This window comes from Cuniculiplasma divulgatum (genome assembly GCA_031200235.1).
Taxonomy (GTDB): Archaea; Thermoplasmatota; Thermoplasmata; order Thermoplasmatales; family Thermoplasmataceae; genus UBA509.
On record CP133595.1, the window covers coordinates 648,675 to 664,916 of the forward strand.

A 16,242-nucleotide genomic window follows, 5' to 3' on the forward strand; every position below is an offset into this window, starting at 1 on the left:
TCATGGTTCAGAATATATGAGGATCATTGGCCGAACATAGGCGCAGAATCTCCCCGGATGGCCACTTTCATTGACATTTAACGCCGGATGCGTACTGTGTCAATAGATTTGCAATACACCAGTTTGTGGACAAAAAGCTTAATATGATCCAACCTGGTATAAGCTTGGTTATCAGGTTGTATACCTGATTGTTTTCCGACCTGATGAAGGAAAGATAAACAAAGACTTTAGGTACTGCAACGGAATGATAACGTTACCCGCAATAGGAGTTGGAGAAATGATTTCAGAGCATGAGTATAAGATAAAGAGAATAGACAAAAGAGACGGTACAGAGGTCGACTTTGACGTTACAAAGATTTCAAGGGCGATCTATAAGGCCATGCTCTCAGTGAAGGCAGGTTCCATGAAGGAAGCTGACGAGGTTGCTGATAAAGTTGTCAGGGAAGTTGAGAAGGAGACGCTGAGACCCACAGTCGAGCAGATCCAGGACAAGGTGGAACAGGTCCTGATGGCTTCCTCCAAGAAGGGCAACCGCTATAACGATGTTGCAAAGGCCTACATCCTTTACAGGGAAAAGAGAAGGACAATAAGGGAAGAAAAGGAGAGAATTGGGGTAAAGGATGACCTTAAGCTCTCAATAAATGCAGTTAAGACCCTTGAGGCAAGGTATCTGCTCAAGGATGAGGATGGGAAGATCGTTGAGACTCCGAGCCAGATGTTCAGGCGTGTGGCTAACCATGTTGGCATAGTGAATCTCCTTTATGATTACAGGACGTTCCAGAAGACAGGAAAACTCCCCAAGAACGGCAGGATTATAGGAAGCCTGGCAACCACGCAGATGGAGGTGCTTGAGAGGGCGTTTGGCCACCTCAGCCAGGAGGGACAGATCTCAGGCACATTCCAGGAATTCATGGAGTTTGTTCAGACAAAGCCTACTTCCACCCCGGAGATAATTGATCAGTACTACAACGTCATGACAAGGCTGGAATTCGTTCCAAATTCACCCACCCTGATGAATGCCGGGGCAAGGCTTGGACAGCTTTCAGCCTGCTTCGTTCTCCCTGTTGGTGACAGCATAGAGGAGATTTTTGATGCCCTGAAGTACCAGGCGATGATACACAAATCTGGCGGAGGTACAGGTTTCTCATTCTCACGACTCAGGGAGAAGGACGATCTTGTTGGATCAACCAAGGGGGTTGCATCCGGTCCTGTGTCGTTCATGAAGATATTCGACACAACCACGGATGTGATAAAGCAGGGTGGCAAGAGAAGAGGTGCGAACATGGGTATACTCAGATACGACCACCCCGATATAATGGAGTTCATAATGAGCAAGGACTCTGAAAACACCATACTGAGCAATTTCAACATATCTGTGGGCATGACCGATGAGTTCTTTGAGAAACTTGACGCTGATGAGTATGTGGACCTCAGGAGCCCCAGGAGCGGAAAAATAGTGAGCCGCATCAAGGCCAGGAGCATGTGGGACACCATAATAAACAAGGCATGGCAGACGGCAGACCCCGGACTGATATTCCTGGATGAGATAAACAGGAAGAACCCGGTAAGGCACATAGCCGACATTGAGGCAACCAATCCATGTGGGGAACAGCCGCTCATGCCCTATGAACCGTGCAACCTTGGTTCCATAAATCTTGGAAAGTTCGTGAAGGATGGTTCTGTGGACTGGGATCATTTGAGGGAGGTCATAAGGATTTCAACAAAATTCCTTGATGATGTCATTGACGCCAATAAGTTCCCTGTTGAAAAAATAGAGAAGATGGCCAGGACTACCAGGAAGATAGGACTGGGATACATGGGATTCGCAGACCTGCTTGCTCTGCTTGGAATACCATACAACAGCGGTGATGGCCTGGAGATGGGTGAAAGAGTCATGAGCTTCCTTGAGAAAGAATCCCATGCCGAATCCCACGATCTGGCTGAGGAACGCGGGGTTTTCCCTGGCTGGTACGGTTCCACGCATGAAAAGGAGGGAATCACCATGAGGAACTCCACCACAACAACCATTGCGCCAACCGGAACAATCTCCATAATTGCAAACTGTTCCTCTTCCATTGAGCCGCTGTTCGCAATTGCCTTTGTCAGGCATGTCCTGAACGGCCAGGAGCTCATGGAGGTGAATCCAATATTTGAGCAGATGCTCAAGGACAGGAACCTGTATTCCGAGGATCTCATGCATGAGGTTGCAGTCACGGGAAATCTCCACAATATTGCCCTTCCCGATGACATCAAGAGAGTGTTCGTCACGGCACATGAGATAGACCCGGAATGGCATGTGCTCATGCAGGCAACATTCCAGAGATACTGCGATTCAGGCGTTTCAAAGACCATAAACCTGCCGTCCACGGCCACGCCAGAGGACATCGCCAAGGCTTACCTGATGGCACACGAACTTCACTGCAAGGGAATAACGGTATACAGGGACAGGAGCAAGACGGAGCAGGTTCTCTACTCCGGAACGCAGGCTGCAAAGAAAGCCAGGAAGCCTGATCCCAAGAAGCCTGAGGCAGAGAAGCAGACCATAGAACTCATGACAAAGGTGCCTGACAAATACCTGAAGCTTGAGGCAACATTTGACCCTGCCTGCCCCACCGGAAAATGTGACAAGTAATCACATTTTCTGGCTCACAATCTTTTTACAACCATCCCGTTTGCCATCCCTCCACCCTCACATATGGCAATCAAACCGGTTCTCTTGTTTTTTATTTCCAGCGCATTGATCATTGTTGAGAGCACCCTTGTGCCTGTTGCACCAAGGGGATGGCCCATAGCAATTGCCCCACCCAGTACATTCAGACGGTCCAGTGGAACATCGAATTCTTCCTGCCAGGCCATAACAACAGGTGCAAATGCTTCGTTGACCTCGAACAGGTCAATTTCTGATATATCCAATCCTGACCTTGAAAGCACTTTCTTTGTCACCGGAATTGGTCCTGTTAGCATTGTGACAGGATCAACACCAACTGCCCCCATGGACAAGATCTCCGCACGGGGCTTCAGGTTGTATTTCTCCACAGCTTCCTCCGACGCAATAGCTGAGATGCTTGCGCCATCTGAAATCTGGCTGGAGTTCCCTGCAGTTATGAGCGTCAGGCCACGGAATGCTGGGGGAAGGGATTTCATCTTTTCCAGGTCCGGATTGGCCCTGACACCTTCATCATGATCAAGAATTGTGACAATCTCACCATCGCCCGTGACGTCAGCCTGCACCGGCATGAGTTCCTGCGCAATCATGTCTCTGGAGGCGGCAGCCTTGACGTGGCTCATGTAACTGAATTCATCCAGCTCATCTCGGTGGAATCCATACTTCTTCGCAATAAGTTCCGCGCCATAAGCCTGGCTGAACCATTCCTTATCCAGTCCGTATCGCATTGCTAGACCAAGTGTTATTGGATTTCCGGTGCTGTTAATAGTGCTCCCCATGGGAACACGTGACATTGATTCTACGCCTCCAGCCATTATGAGGTCTTCAGTTCTTGAAATCACCGCCTGAGCAGCGAATGAGACTGCCTGGAGACTGGATCCGCACTGTCTGTCTATGGTGGTTCCTGGCACAGATTCAGGCATTCCTGCAGAGAGCCATGCGTTCCTTGCAATATTGAAGCCCTGATCGCCGGCCTGCGTGACGCATCCCACAATAAAGTCATCGTACGACTCCGGAAGTACGCCAATCCTTTTCACCTCTCCCTTCAGGAGATTCCCAAGAAGATCCACCGGGTGGATTTCCTTCAGTGATCCATTTCTCTTCCCGATTGGCGTCCTGATGGCGTCCACAATATATGCCTTTCCGATCTCTTTACTCATTTTTTTCACCTCTGCCATTCCGTGTACAATTATCCATCTTCACAAAATCCAGTGCATGCTTTCCCAGGACTTTCACAATACTGTCAGTTACAGGCATATCGCTCAACTTTCTGAAACATGATAAAGTGTATATTAACTTCTTTGCCGGTGAGATACCGGAGTGACCTGCATAATATGGTGTCAAGGAAGGCAAATTGCACCGGAACTGGGGATATGCCTTAAGATTGAGGCCAATGACATTTTATGCTGTCATTATTGGCATGCTGCTTTTCAGGCATTATTCCATAAGGCTACAAGAAAGGCAAAAATAAATATTGTCTGACTCAATCGCCTACCTCTAGGCAGGGGTTGTCGAGATTGGTCAAAGGCGCCAGATTGAGGGTCTGGTTCCGTAGGGATACGTGGGTTCAAATCCCATCCCCTGCATACCTATAAAAGTCCAAAGCAGTGTAAATCAAAACCAAATCTTGCAGGCTTTCTTTAAATAACCAGGTTTCGATTTCTGGGATATATTAATGTTAAAATAAAAATAAGCACAGTGATCGGGAAAGAGATCACCGGAAAGACCACTATCTGAAATGTATCTATGGACACCCTCAACCTTGGATATAAAGGCCTGGTTTCTTGCTGACCCTGTGGCATACCCTAAGGTGGGTCTTACTGACTCATTGGACACATTTCATTATCACAGTGAAACGGTAAATAAGGGTAAAGGAAGGGGGTAACTGATTGCAACGTGTAAATGAGTGCAGAGACATTAATTATCTTGAATCTACATTAGATAATGTATAAATTTATATATTAAGAAAAACCAACTTATGGGCATAAGAATTAGAACATATACTAAAAATAGCTCGGTCATAGAAACAATCAATCTCCTCTTTATGGATATTAAGCCACTTGGGAATCGTGCTATTCCTAACGAAATGATAGACAACAACTCAGTTGTGGACATTATGCCAAATAAAGAAAGGTTATTGAAGTGAAAATAAGTTATAACTATTAGGAGGGGGAAAAGAATGGCGAACCAAGTTATTCCGCCTACAATAGTACGGACTTCCTTATCTGGAAAAACAGTATATAAAAGCAAGATTGATTGAATCCCTGTTTGACTCCTCCTTCTTCCGGATATACTTAAAGAAAAGTTATGTTGATTTACATCGTAATGGAAATTATCTTCGATACTAACATCTTGGATATCATTCCCATTTTTATCTCTCGCAAACAAAACTGGTTCGTATTCATGAGTAACTCCTTCTTCAAAATCGAATGAAACACTTAATGTTTCATTGGCAAAAAAACTGATAACAACATTAAAAAAAGGAGCCCTGTAAAGTGGCAAGAAGCTTACCGTCCTATCAGATATGTTCTTCTCGGGATCTTCATACTCTAAATACCGAAGTTTTATCACATAATATTCCTGCGGTTGAATTGGTCTTGAAAGAACCATCCATGCCAGAAATATTTCATCTGTGTCTAGTTTTGCTTTAATACCCTCTGCTAATCTATTTCTAATATCCTCCTTAGTGAGAAATGGGATTAAATTACCTTCCTCATCAATAATAGAGAGACCACTTCTGAATTCTTCCATTTCCAGTGCTATTTCAGATAATGGCGATTTGCCAGTATTGAATAGAGTGATTGTCTCCATGACCTCACGTCTGAGCAGACCGCCAGTGTGATTTAAATTAATTCTACGAGATGCAATGCTAAGTTCTGATGGATAAGAAAAAATGCAAATCACCAGAAAGACTGAAAGATTTTACCTCTTCTTGTATGTTAATGTCTTTACGTCTCCATTTTCAAGTTCCACCTTTACATATGATGGAATTAACGGAAACACCTTTATTCCTTTTTTATATTTAGATGGAGCTCGGGTTATTATAATTCTTTTAGCTCCTTTTATATCGGAGAAATATTTTGTCATACAAAATAGATAGTAGACAGAGTAATAATAATTTTCTCAATTTGGACAATGTCGTTTTTTCACTGGTTGAACTGGAATGTATCATTCTGTCTCTGGCTGGACGGTTCCACCCACCACTTGCCGAACAATACTCCCAGTATGTATCCGTAAATAACCACTGAAACCAGGCCTGCAACAACCGTCAGAACATAATAGGTGTTCCCGTATTCGCTTCTGCTCAAAAGACCAAGCAGTACGTCAAAGAGAATCCACAATATTAAACCGAAGGCTATCCCCTTGACCTTATCATTTCTCCCAGGTATTCTGTGCACTGCAACACCAAAGATTGCGCCAAGTATCAGGCCTCCTATGATTCCCTCGATTATAAGCCCAACAGGCGCAATTGTCACTTCAGAATTATATATAGAAGACGCCGAAATGGTTATGGCAGAGGTCGAGAACTCTTTCGCATAAACACTCAGAGCAGACATTATACTTGATTTTTCAACATAAAGTATAATTTCTGTAAGAACCGCAAGTACTGCCCCATAAAGAATACCGGCAACAGCGCCGGCTTTCGCTCCTGTTGAACCTCTTCCCATTTCAATCAATGATATATAACATTCGCATGTATAAATATTATTCCATCTTCCCTGTTCGTCAACACGGGGTGCGATTCTATTAAGCAAACAACGGAATGATGAAGGTAGAATTCAAGGAAGAAAATTAGAGATGATGTAAACTCATCGGCCACAGAAAATAAAAAAAATTATGATGGCAAACAGAGATACCTGCGCTGCTTATGGTGGAGCAGCCAGATGTCCGTTCAGAGCCATGTAACCTATGACCAGCGCAAATATTGTGCCTATCCCAAGGATTATCCACTCAACATAGTATATGGATTTCCTTGATCCTTCGGGCTTGATGTAGGCAATTGGAGCCAGAAGGGCGCCGATACCATCAAAGAGATATAGTCCCAGTGCTGTTATGAGGTCCTGTCCAGTCTCAAGCTTCAGCTCAACTATGCTGTATGCCCCAACAAGCACGTAAATTCCCATCAGGAGGAATAGCATTGGTACCATGCCCAGATGCATGTTCTTATAAACCATCACTGCGGATACCATAAGGAGAAGCCCAAACAGAAGCAGAGGATCGCCAAACAGCATATTGTAAGGAGTTCCAAAGCTGGTCATTGGCCAGGCAAAGGACATGTAAAACCCGCTTATGAAGTCAAAGAAACCTATTGCCAGAGCTGGCACCACAAGGTTTCGTATCTGTTCCTCGTTTCCCCTCGCCTTGAAATAGTAATAGAAGGCTCCCAGGAAAGTTCCCATTGCAAGTCCTATCAGCATTACTGCCAACGGATCAACAAATGTCATTTTATCACCAACATAAAATCTTACCTTACGAATTAAACAATTAACCTGAGATGTAAGATACTTCATTTATCTATATGAATCCATACTGAGAAAGACGAAATTCGATGTCAGGTATCTTATATCTGTCACAGAGCTTATACTTTGAGGAAAGTACAGATTTAATAATATTCCCGCAATTCAAAATTATGTTCTCTGGACTTCATATTTCTATTAAAAAAAGTGACCGGATTCTGCTGCATCGTTTCCCATCACGTAATTCAAACAGAATTCACCGCGAAGTCTGGGGATGAGAAAGTTGCCTGACAGTTTTGACAGCATCTCCGCTGCTGAAAGCCTTAAAGTTCTCAAGTCAACTGAGGCAGGTTTAACCACAAATGATGCCATTGAACGCCGGAAAACCTACGGCCGAAACATAATCGAGGAAAAAAAGGAGAGCGGCGTCATGAAGCTGCTCCGTAAATTCTGGGCTCCCGTTCCATGGATGCTGGAAATTACGGCAGTTTTCACTTATCTTATAGGAAAGCAGCTTGATACCTATATAATAGTCGCGTTGCTCATATTCAACAGCATCATAAGCTATTTCCAGGAATCGAAGGCAGACGATGCTGTGGAGATGCTAACTGAAAGAGTTAACGTCTCAGCCAGAGCAGTGAGGGACGGAAAATGGAACCTCATTCCCGCAGCAGAGCTGGTTCCCGGTGACATAGTGCATGTAAGAATGGGTGACATAGTTCCTGCTGATATCAAGATAATCTCCGGGGAAGTTCTTTCAGACCAGTCTGCCCTTACAGGTGAATCTGAGCCAGTACGAAAAGGGAAGGATGGAAGAATATATTCCGGGACAGTTGCCAAGGGTGGGGAGGCAACAGGCGTCGTGGTGGCGACTGGAAGCAACACATTCTATGGAAAAACAACTGAACTTGTTAACAGGGCAAAGGCCGGTTCACATCTTGAGTCACTGATACTTTCAATAGTGAAATACCTGGCAGCAATAGATGCTGCTCTTGTCATAGCCCTTATAGCTTTCGCCATTTTATATGGTGTATCGATCCTGGAGGCTCTGCCCTTCTCACTTGTCGTTCTGATTGCGTCCATTCCTGTTGCCCTGCCTGCAACCTTCACCATTGCAACAGCATACGGCGCAGTTGATCTTTCCAGGAAGGGTGCCCTGGTTACAAGACTGAGCGCAGTGGAGGATGCCGCATCCATGGATTCCATATGCTTTGACAAGACCGGCACCCTGACACAGAACAGGATTTCCGTTGTGGATCCCATTGCCATGGGATGCAATTCCAGCGACCTTATCAGGTATGCAATGCTCGCGTCTGACGAGGCCAGTCTGGATTCCATAGACATGGCAATACTGGCCTATGGAAAGGCAAACGGAATAGATACAGGACCGGTAACCAGAGTAAAGTTCACCCCTTTCAGCCCGGCCCTGAAACGCACTGAAGCCACTTTCCAGATCAATGGAACCACAGCAACCGTGACAAAGGGCGCCCCACAGGTGATTGCACAGCTGTGTCACAATAATGATCCTGAAGAGGTCATGTCAAAGGTCAGGGATCTGTCACTGAAGGGTTACAGGTCGCTTGGTGTTGCCCTCATGAATGGTGATGAACGGAAGTTCTGCGGCATAATACCGCTACATGATCCACCAAGGCCAGATTCTGCCAAACTTGTTGGGCAACTCGAGGATCTTGGAGTGAAAGCCAGAATGGTGACAGGAGATTCGACGCCAATTGCCATGGAAATAGCCAGGGAGGTGGGAATAGGAGAGAGAATATGCAGAATGGCTGATATTAAGGCCGGGACCGTGAATATCGATGACTGCGATTCCTTTGCTGAAGTCTTCCCTGAAGATAAGTTCACCATAGTGACCATGCTGCAGAAGGAGGGGCATATTTCAGGCATGACCGGCGATGGCGTTAACGATGCACCGGCCCTTAAACAGGCGGAAGTGGGAATAGCCGTTGCGTCCGCCACGGATGTGGCCAAAGCCTCCGCCAGTATTGTCCTGACTCACGAGGGGATTTCAGACATTGTAAGTGCTGTGGAGGATGGCAGGAAGATTTTTCAGAGGATGCTGACATACACCCTCAACAAGATAATAAAAACAATCCAGGTGGCGCTGTTCCTCACAACATCATTCTTTATCTACCGCTTCTTTGTTACAACTCCATTTGATGTCATACTGCTGCTCTTCGCAAATGACTTTGTCACCATGTCAATAGCCACGGACAACGTGAGCTATTCCAGAAATCCTGAGAAGTGGAATGTCAGATCACTGGTGGGATCGTCCATGAGCCTTGCCATACTCATACTTGTGGAATCATTTGCCATACTGGAAATCGGACTCTTGCTTGGATTGAACGTGAGCCAGATACATACATTCATATTTGACATGCTGGTATTTTCCGGACAGTTTACTGTATACATGGTGAGGTCCAGAAGGAGATTCTGGGATTCAAGACCAAGCAGGTGGCTGTTGACTGCATCCGCAGCAGACATAGTGGCAATATCCCTTATTTCATGGCTTGGCATACTTGTCACGCCAATACCTCTGATGAATGTGCTCCTTGTGCTGCTCCTGACCTTTGTGGCCATGGCCCTTATTGACCTGGGAAAGAATGTAATTTTCCGTCACTTCAGCATATGAACTGTTGCATTCCATGACCGGGTGACAAGATGCTGCCGGGAAAGCATGAATCCATGCCTATGAATACAGCAAATGAAAAATGAGAAAGGCAAGGGAAAAGATCCTTTTTCCCCGGTATCTTATCTCACTATGAGTACCGAAACTGGAGAGTCAGCAGAAACCCGTTCAGACACTGATCCAAACAGTATGCCCTTGCGGAATCCGTGCTTCCTGTTTCCCATGACTATGAGGTCCCCTTTGAACTCCTTTATTGTATTGAGTATTGATGAAACAGGCTCACCGGTTCTCACTATACCATGAACCTTATCCAGACCGTTGTTCCTGAGGGTCTTTGCGATCTCCTCAATTCTCTCCTTTGATTCCTTGACAATTGCATCATTCTGTTCCATCAGTATTTCCGCTGCTCCAGCAGAATCACCAATTGGAGCGTACACTGGCTTGACAACATTGAGCAGATATAGCGTCGCCTCACTGTTCTGACCCACCAGAGACGCTGCAAATTCAACTGCCTTCATGGATTCCTCAGAAAAATCAACTGCGCATATTATACTCTTTATTTTTTGCTTCATATCCATATTTACCACCAGTGAACCATTATGGTTTTTTCAAATCAGTCCATGTTTTCATGACTTATGTGGTTATAAATTATTACCCTGCAATATGAGTCACATCCCGTACACTGCCCTTCTCATTCTTTCGTAGATTGAGTAGATGAACACCAACGATGATACCCCGGTAATGCCATGTTTCCGGGACCAGTCTATCTCCTTGACCAGGTATGTAAGGTGGTGGCTTTTGTCCTCGTGAGGCGTGTAATCCTCGCCGTTAATGTAACTCATTATATTGTTTATTATTCTGTTCTTCTCACTGTATTCGATATACCCGAGCCTGCTCCCGACCTCCACCATTTTTATGCCGGAAAGGTATGTGGCCTTGACCATTTCTGCCTTCGACATCCACTTTGTTTCATAGTTCAGGAAATCGTCCCATGACTTTCCCCTGTCCAGAAGGTTGTAGTAATCCATGATTTTTCTGGCAAATATGGTAAACCCGTATTTTTCAGGCATTTCGTAAAACAGTGATCCTGGATCAAGGAATGGAGCCAGTGGAGAAATAAAACCATATACTGGCATTTCTGCATTGCCGTAATCACTGGAGAGGTGTTCGGAATATGATGCATCCTTCATTACGTCCACCAGGGTCTGGTTTGGCAGGCCTATGGAAAAGTAGACATCAAACTTCTTGGAGCCGTACTCCCTGGCAAGAGCTATTGATTTCTCCAGTTCCTCATTGGAGTAAAATCTTCCAGTGGCATTTCTAATTTTCATGTCTGAAGAATCAGGAGATATCTCGCAGGAGAAGTCTTTGATTTTAGTGGAAAGATACTGGAAATATTCCCTTCCCGGTGGAACAAAATATTCGGTGAGCAGAGGCATGTCCAGTCCTCTTGAACTGAATTCCGAGAAAAGCTCCCTGTAGTATTTTTCACCGGCCTGGTTTATATCTCCTGCTATGAAAACAGGCGAGTTTATGGTCTCCTTCACCGATTCCAGTTCTTCTGCAATCCTTTCAGGAGACCTTTTCACCGGAGAGGTGGAAAAGTATCTGTTCTTGTATGCGAAATTTGATCCACCGCAGAATCCGCAGTTATACTGGCATCCCCTCTGAATCAGAGTCATTGCCACAGGGTTCTTTATCCATGCATAATATGGCAGATGCCCCCGGATATCATGGTATTTGATGGAGTTCCTGACAAGAATTTTATAATTTATGAAAACCTCAGCAGTGGGATCATCGTCCTTCAATGGAGGGTTTCTCCTTATTTTTCCTCCGTCCCTGTAAAGCAGGTTCGGAACGTTTTCAAGGCTGGAACCTTTCTCAACCGCATCCAGGAGGCTTATGAGCTGCTTCTCAACAAAATCTCCAGCCAGTATGAAATCAACTGCCTCATTGCTCTGCATTATGTCCTCTGCGAAATACGATGAGGAGAATCCGCCCAGAAGAACCTTCCTGTCGGGATGCAGTTTCTTGACAATCCTTGCTATATTGAAGGCGCCATGCACGTGAGGAAGCCAGTGCAGATCAATCCCATAGATTGCAGCATCAATATTCTTGATGTACTTCTCCGCGTCGAACCTGTCATCAGAGAGCATCAGAACCGCAAGATTGGAAATCCTTCCGTTGAAGCCCTGAGATATTGCATAATTCAGCATGCTTATGAAACCTACAGGGTACATTTCAAAAACGGGAGTGGATGGCACCACATCGCCTATGGGCCCCTCCTTGAGGTTGCGTTTCCTGAAATCATAGATGCTGGGGGCATGAATAAAGGCAATGTCGGTATTCATAAGATATGTAACCTCACTGAGTACAAAATGGTTACAGCTTAACTGTTAGTCCTGAAGGAGCAGCATCCTGTCAGCAAAATCTGTTATGATGCCGTAACACCCTGCTTCCTTCATGACCTTCGCAATTCCAGGATCGTTTACAGTCCATGGAAAGATTTTCTTACCATGCTCGGAAAGGAGTCTGATATCATCCGCAGCGTGGTATGTATAATCAGGAATAAGTATGCTGTATGAATCTATTATTGATTCTGGATCCATTCCTCGTTCAACATAGAATGCCATTGATTCCCTGTCATAAATGATCCCGATCTGCTGACGCCTGTCAAGTTCACGGTACAGGCGCAGACCATCATGATCAAATGATGTTATTATGACATTCTCCTTCATCTTGGACGATACAATAACTTCCCTGATCCTTCCGCACACATTTCTCCTGTAGGAAACATCCCTTGTGGCTGAGATTTTCAATTCCACGAAAACAGCCTTTCCGGAAAGGGATTCAAGGGCTTCCTTGAGGGTTGGGATGGGTTCGGAACCTGCAACCTTCAGGTTTCTTATTTCACCAAAGTTCATTGCAGATATTGGAGTATCCTGACCGCACATCCTCCCTATGGTGAAATCGTGAAACACCACCGGTACGCCATCCTTTGAAAGCTGGACATCCAGTTCCACTCCATCAGCTCCTGATGAGAGTGCCATCCTGAATGACTTCAGTGTGTTTTCCGGTGCAGAACCGGGCAACCCCCTGTGTCCAATGATGAGGAAGTTTTTCTGTCCATCAGACATTGTACTGTACCTATGCAACGCTTCTATGAAATCCTTGTTGCCACTATCTTAACAAATCCCTCTGAAAACTCGGTGCTGTCTGCTCTGTAACCGTATAATGCAAGAAAGCCGGATAGGCCTTCCGCTGTGCATCTTGCAGCATCCCTGCTGTATCCTGCGCCGGAAATTATCACTGTTGCCTCATCCCCCTCAAGCTCTATGCTGAAAACGTTTGCGGGTATCTGATCCCTGTATTCTGTTATGAATCTTGCGAAATCCGGAAGCGTTTTTGCGTATTTCCGCAGGATGTTGCCTATGATTACCCCCTTCTCCCTCCACTTTTCAATGATTTTATCACCGGATGCCTCAAGGGATGAATGGATCATGGCATCAAGCAGTGTGGACGGGACCGGCACGGAATCGATCTCCTTAAGGATCAGGAGCACCCTGAACGACCTGACTATATCCTCAGGCCTGATTCCGGATTCCTGAGATTCAAGAAATATGCTGGCTGCTTCCCCAATAACGGCACTCACTGTTCTCCCGTTTCTGCTGGCGTAATCTTCTATGGCCCTTATGAGATCGTTCTTCAAGCTTACGTTGACTCTACCCATGGACTGCCTCCAGCGCCATGAAGGAATATTGCCTTCCCCTATGTGCTTTTAACGGTGGGTTCATGTCATGCATTATATGAACATTTTTGCACAATTTTACACGTGAAATGTTATATATAAACATCAACTGAGTGATAATCATGGTGTCAGTGATCAATTTCGACAGGTTCCTCATGGGCTACACACTTGGGGCGCACATACTGATTGTGACACTGAGCATTTCACTTTCTGTCATAGTTTCTGCCGCCGAATTCATAGGGCTGAGAAGAAAAGATGTGTATTTTGAATCACTATCTCGCCGCCTGGCAAAGGCACTGGTCATTTTTTTCGCCGTTGGGACTGCCAGCGGCACTGTTCTGGCCGTTGAGCTCTTTGCTCTCTGGCCCAGCTTCATGGTATTCATCGGCAAGGTTGACATTCTTCCATTCTATTATGAAGTATTTGCCTTCTTCCTTGAGACCATCAGCCTCGTTCTCTACGTTTATTACTGGGATGCATTCCGGAACAGGTACAAACACTGGGCACTTTCCCTCTTCGTAGCCATAGGAACAGTGATGTCCGCGGTTTTTATCACAATGATCAACGCATTCATGAATACGCCAGCTGGCTTTGCCCTTGTTAACGGACAGCCAACCAACATAAATCCGCTTGCAGCAGTCATGGCACCTTCTGGATTCGTGGAGATATCCCATGTTGTAACCACAACGCTTGCTGCAGGATCATTCCTGCTGCTTGCCTATCTGGCATTCAGCTACCTGAAGAACCATACGCAGGATTCCAGAATTTTCTACAGGAAAGCAATGATGCTCACCTCAGTTGTGGGGTTCATTGCCCTTCTTCTGGCAGGCATAACCGGGGATTCCAATGCAAGAATGCTCATATCACTCCAGCCCCTCAAATACGCGGCAATTGAGCTGAATCTTCACCCAACTGTTAATGCACCTGAAATGATTGGAGGAATAATGATCAACGGACATCCGGAATACTATATCACCATCCCCGGCCTGCAGAGCATACTGGCCTTTCTTACACTCAACTCAAAAACTGCAGTTCCGGGGCTCTCCCAGTTTCCGTCCAGCCTCTGGCCTCCCCTCTTTGTGCATCTTACCTTTGACATTATGGTGGGCGGGGGGACGCTTGTTGGTTTATTCGCCCTCTATCTCATGTATCTCCTGATCCGGAGAAAAGACCTTACCGGAAGGCTTTCACTTTACGGAATGCTGGTTGCCGGTGTTCTCATAGAGGTGGTTTATGATTCAGGCTGGGTAACAGATGAAGTTGGCAGGCAGCCATGGATCATCTACAATGTCATGACTGTGTCTCAGGCTGCAAATACTTCTCCTTCGGTGGTTCCTCTGGGTATCGCCATAATAATCTTCTATCTCGTTCTTGTACCGTTCACTTTCTATTTTGCGGCAAAGGTGCTCAGGCAGGAAAGAATTGAAGAGGAACTTGAAAAAAGCAGGGGGTCAAAATGGTACAGATCATTCATCCCGAAATAGGGCTCAACCTGGCAATTTTTGCAATGCTCTTTGCAATCCTGTCCACGGAGCTCATGGCAGCATCAGCAATTCTGTTCAAATACAGGGAGAGCGAGCGAAAGGTTTTCAGGTACCTCGTCCCAATATGGGAAGTTACAGGAACATTCTTTGTATTCTATGTGGTAAATCTTGAAGCCCTTATCCCGTCGGCGCTGCCGCTGATTGCGTATTCATTCATCAGTTACATCCTGTTATTCCTCATTCTGTATGTTTTGAGGAACGCGTCCATAATATCTGCTGAGTACATATGGAAAAACCGGAAGATCAACCGCAGATTCCTCTACAGTATCTATGCCATCATAACATTTGTCCTGGGAGCAATGGTACTGGTTATCTACACGGCATTCATCAGCGGCAGGGGCATACATTACTCCAGGATGACGTTCAGCCTTTCTGCCTTCGCGTCTTTTCTTCCAGATGACGGTTTCATAATGGGCTCTGCAATCCTCCTTTTTGGTTTCGCCTCAATATTCTATGGACTGGATGTGAAGCGTTATCTGCCCCCTTTGGTTGTAATGGCTGGAATGGTAATTGCTGGAGTCTCCTTTGTTTATCTGGGGAACCTGAATAATCCCTACGTCCTTGCGGTGCCTGTAATACTTACCATTCTTGTGCCGGTGCTGTGGCTCTCCGGCAAGACCAGGGCCATTGTGCAGAACAAGATTGTTTTTCAGGGTTTGCTGGCTGTTTCGGTATTTTTCCTGGCATATTCGCAATATCCAGACCTCATGGGGAAATCCCTGAACATATTGAGCCTGCTGAACAACAATGCAATGCAGACGCAGGTTTTCTACACAACGATCATAGGCGGAGTAATACTCCTGCTCCTGACACTGATGTATTTCGATGTTGCTTTCAGGAAGGAGGAGCGAGACCGGGTTCAACAGCCGGAATCAGCAGACTGATCAGGGTTCCTCCGCCCTGAGAATTATATGCCTGGGCTTTCCCCTGAGGATGCTCTTGCCCTGTTCCGTTGTTTCCTTGAACGGCCTGCTGGCAATGAACTTCCTGAAAGAATCAACACTGTCCCATTCACTGAATATCATGTATTCACCTGGAACCGAAACATCCCTGTAGAGCCTAGCGTCCCTTATTCCTGTGTCGTTCTCCATTAGAAACTTTATGACACCTTTGAATGTTTCCTCGAACTCCTGTTCCCTGCCACTTACGACTGAATAGAAAAAACCAACATTTATCATAATTTG

The 16,242-nt window shown here is 45.6% G+C and carries 14 protein-coding genes and 1 tRNA gene; 5 read left to right on the forward strand and 10 right to left on the reverse strand.

What is annotated here, in order from left to right:
* Window positions 1-244 precede the first annotated feature (244 nt).
* On the forward strand, window positions 245-2,632 hold the full coding sequence (locus RE469_03545; protein ID WMT45274.1) for an adenosylcobalamin-dependent ribonucleoside-diphosphate reductase: 2,388 nt from the start codon (window positions 245-247) through the stop codon (window positions 2,630-2,632).
* Window positions 2,633-2,646: 14 nt separating this feature from the next.
* Here the strand turns inward: RE469_03545 and RE469_03550 are convergent, their stop codons facing one another.
* Complete coding sequence (locus tag RE469_03550) at window positions 2,647-3,825, reverse strand: thiolase family protein (protein ID WMT45275.1); 1,179 nt, start codon at window positions 3,823-3,825, stop codon at window positions 2,647-2,649.
* Window positions 3,826-4,166: 341 nt separating this feature from the next.
* On the opposite strand from RE469_03550, the gene RE469_03555 reads away from it, so the two are divergent.
* A tRNA-Leu gene (locus RE469_03555) sits at window positions 4,167-4,251 on the forward strand.
* A gap of 346 nt (window positions 4,252-4,597) precedes the next feature.
* On the opposite strand, the gene RE469_03560 is transcribed toward RE469_03555, so the two are convergent.
* The 4 genes from RE469_03560 to RE469_03575 all read right to left on the reverse strand — a co-directional run bounded on the left by RE469_03560 (window position 4,598) and on the right by RE469_03575 (window position 7,110).
* Window positions 4,598-5,476, reverse strand: a complete 879-nt coding sequence (locus RE469_03560; GenBank protein ID WMT45276.1) for a hypothetical protein — start codon at window positions 5,474-5,476, stop codon at window positions 4,598-4,600.
* Window positions 5,477-5,587: 111 nt separating this feature from the next.
* The gene (locus RE469_03565; GenBank protein ID WMT45277.1) at window positions 5,588-5,752 is read right to left on the reverse strand and encodes a hypothetical protein; all 165 of its coding nucleotides are present in this window, start codon (window positions 5,750-5,752) and stop codon (window positions 5,588-5,590) included.
* A gap of 59 nt (window positions 5,753-5,811) precedes the next feature.
* Window positions 5,812-6,333, reverse strand: coding sequence for a hypothetical protein (locus RE469_03570; GenBank protein WMT45634.1), 522 nt, complete (start codon window positions 6,331-6,333; stop codon window positions 5,812-5,814).
* A 198-nt stretch (window positions 6,334-6,531) separates the two neighbouring features.
* A complete protein-coding gene (locus RE469_03575) occupies window positions 6,532-7,110 on the reverse strand; it encodes a DUF981 domain-containing protein (protein ID WMT45278.1) in 579 nt (192 codons plus the stop codon).
* A 286-nt stretch (window positions 7,111-7,396) separates the two neighbouring features.
* Here RE469_03575 and RE469_03580 point away from each other — a divergent pair, with 286 nt between their 5' ends.
* The gene (locus RE469_03580) at window positions 7,397-9,769 is read left to right on the forward strand and encodes a plasma-membrane proton-efflux P-type ATPase (GenBank protein ID WMT45279.1); all 2,373 of its coding nucleotides are present in this window, start codon (window positions 7,397-7,399) and stop codon (window positions 9,767-9,769) included.
* A 119-nt stretch (window positions 9,770-9,888) separates the two neighbouring features.
* Here RE469_03580 and RE469_03585 read toward each other — a convergent pair whose 3' ends face one another.
* The 4 genes from RE469_03585 to RE469_03600 all read right to left on the reverse strand — a co-directional run bounded on the left by RE469_03585 (window position 9,889) and on the right by RE469_03600 (window position 13,496).
* Window positions 9,889-10,344, reverse strand: coding sequence for a universal stress protein (locus RE469_03585; GenBank protein WMT45280.1), 456 nt, complete (start codon window positions 10,342-10,344; stop codon window positions 9,889-9,891).
* Window positions 10,345-10,434: 90 nt separating this feature from the next.
* Window positions 10,435-12,117, reverse strand: a complete 1,683-nt coding sequence (locus tag RE469_03590) for a TIGR04190 family B12-binding domain/radical SAM domain protein (GenBank protein WMT45281.1) — start codon at window positions 12,115-12,117, stop codon at window positions 10,435-10,437.
* Window positions 12,118-12,162: 45 nt separating this feature from the next.
* Window positions 12,163-12,903, reverse strand: a complete 741-nt coding sequence (locus RE469_03595; protein WMT45282.1) for a glycerophosphodiester phosphodiesterase — start codon at window positions 12,901-12,903, stop codon at window positions 12,163-12,165.
* A gap of 23 nt (window positions 12,904-12,926) precedes the next feature.
* Window positions 12,927-13,496, reverse strand: a complete 570-nt coding sequence (locus RE469_03600) for a hypothetical protein (protein WMT45283.1) — start codon at window positions 13,494-13,496, stop codon at window positions 12,927-12,929.
* A gap of 140 nt (window positions 13,497-13,636) precedes the next feature.
* Between RE469_03600 and RE469_03605 the strand changes: the two genes are divergently transcribed.
* Both RE469_03605 and RE469_03610 read left to right on the forward strand, forming a co-directional pair.
* Complete coding sequence (locus RE469_03605) at window positions 13,637-14,998, forward strand: cytochrome ubiquinol oxidase subunit I (GenBank protein ID WMT45284.1); 1,362 nt, start codon at window positions 13,637-13,639, stop codon at window positions 14,996-14,998.
* Complete coding sequence (locus RE469_03610) at window positions 14,971-15,942, forward strand: hypothetical protein (GenBank protein ID WMT45285.1); 972 nt, start codon at window positions 14,971-14,973, stop codon at window positions 15,940-15,942. The genes RE469_03605 and RE469_03610 overlap by 28 nt, the downstream gene beginning before the upstream one ends.
* On the opposite strand, the gene RE469_03615 is transcribed toward RE469_03610, so the two are convergent.
* Window positions 15,943-16,236 carry an antibiotic biosynthesis monooxygenase gene (locus RE469_03615; protein WMT45286.1) on the reverse strand — a complete coding sequence of 98 codons (294 nt, stop codon included), beginning with the start codon at window positions 16,234-16,236 and terminating at the stop codon, window positions 15,943-15,945.
* Between the last annotated feature and the right edge of the window lie 6 nt (window positions 16,237-16,242).

Bases quoted from the DNA above. Each gene is read 5' to 3' on its own strand.
- RE469_03545 (WMT45274.1), top strand. From the start codon at position 245: ATGATAACGTTACCCGCAATAGGAGTTGGAGAAATGATTTCAGAGCAT.
- RE469_03550 (WMT45275.1), bottom strand. From the start codon at position 3,825: ATGAGTAAAGAGATCGGAAAGGCATATATTGTGGACGCCATCAGGACG.
- RE469_03560 (WMT45276.1), bottom strand. From the start codon at position 5,476: ATGGAGACAATCACTCTATTCAATACTGGCAAATCGCCATTATCTGAA.
- RE469_03565 (WMT45277.1), bottom strand. From the start codon at position 5,752: ATGACAAAATATTTCTCCGATATAAAAGGAGCTAAAAGAATTATAATA.
- RE469_03570 (WMT45634.1), bottom strand. From the start codon at position 6,333: ATGGGAAGAGGTTCAACAGGAGCGAAAGCCGGCGCTGTTGCCGGTATT.
- RE469_03575 (WMT45278.1), bottom strand. From the start codon at position 7,110: ATGACATTTGTTGATCCGTTGGCAGTAATGCTGATAGGACTTGCAATG.
- RE469_03580 (WMT45279.1), top strand. From the start codon at position 7,397: ATGAGAAAGTTGCCTGACAGTTTTGACAGCATCTCCGCTGCTGAAAGC.
- RE469_03585 (WMT45280.1), bottom strand. From the start codon at position 10,344: ATGGATATGAAGCAAAAAATAAAGAGTATAATATGCGCAGTTGATTTT.
- RE469_03590 (WMT45281.1), bottom strand. From the start codon at position 12,117: ATGAATACCGACATTGCCTTTATTCATGCCCCCAGCATCTATGATTTC.
- RE469_03595 (WMT45282.1), bottom strand. From the start codon at position 12,903: ATGTCTGATGGACAGAAAAACTTCCTCATCATTGGACACAGGGGGTTG.
- RE469_03600 (WMT45283.1), bottom strand. From the start codon at position 13,496: ATGGGTAGAGTCAACGTAAGCTTGAAGAACGATCTCATAAGGGCCATA.
- RE469_03605 (WMT45284.1), top strand. From the start codon at position 13,637: ATGGTGTCAGTGATCAATTTCGACAGGTTCCTCATGGGCTACACACTT.
- RE469_03610 (WMT45285.1), top strand. From the start codon at position 14,971: ATGGTACAGATCATTCATCCCGAAATAGGGCTCAACCTGGCAATTTTT.
- RE469_03615 (WMT45286.1), bottom strand. From the start codon at position 16,236: ATGATAAATGTTGGTTTTTTCTATTCAGTCGTAAGTGGCAGGGAACAG.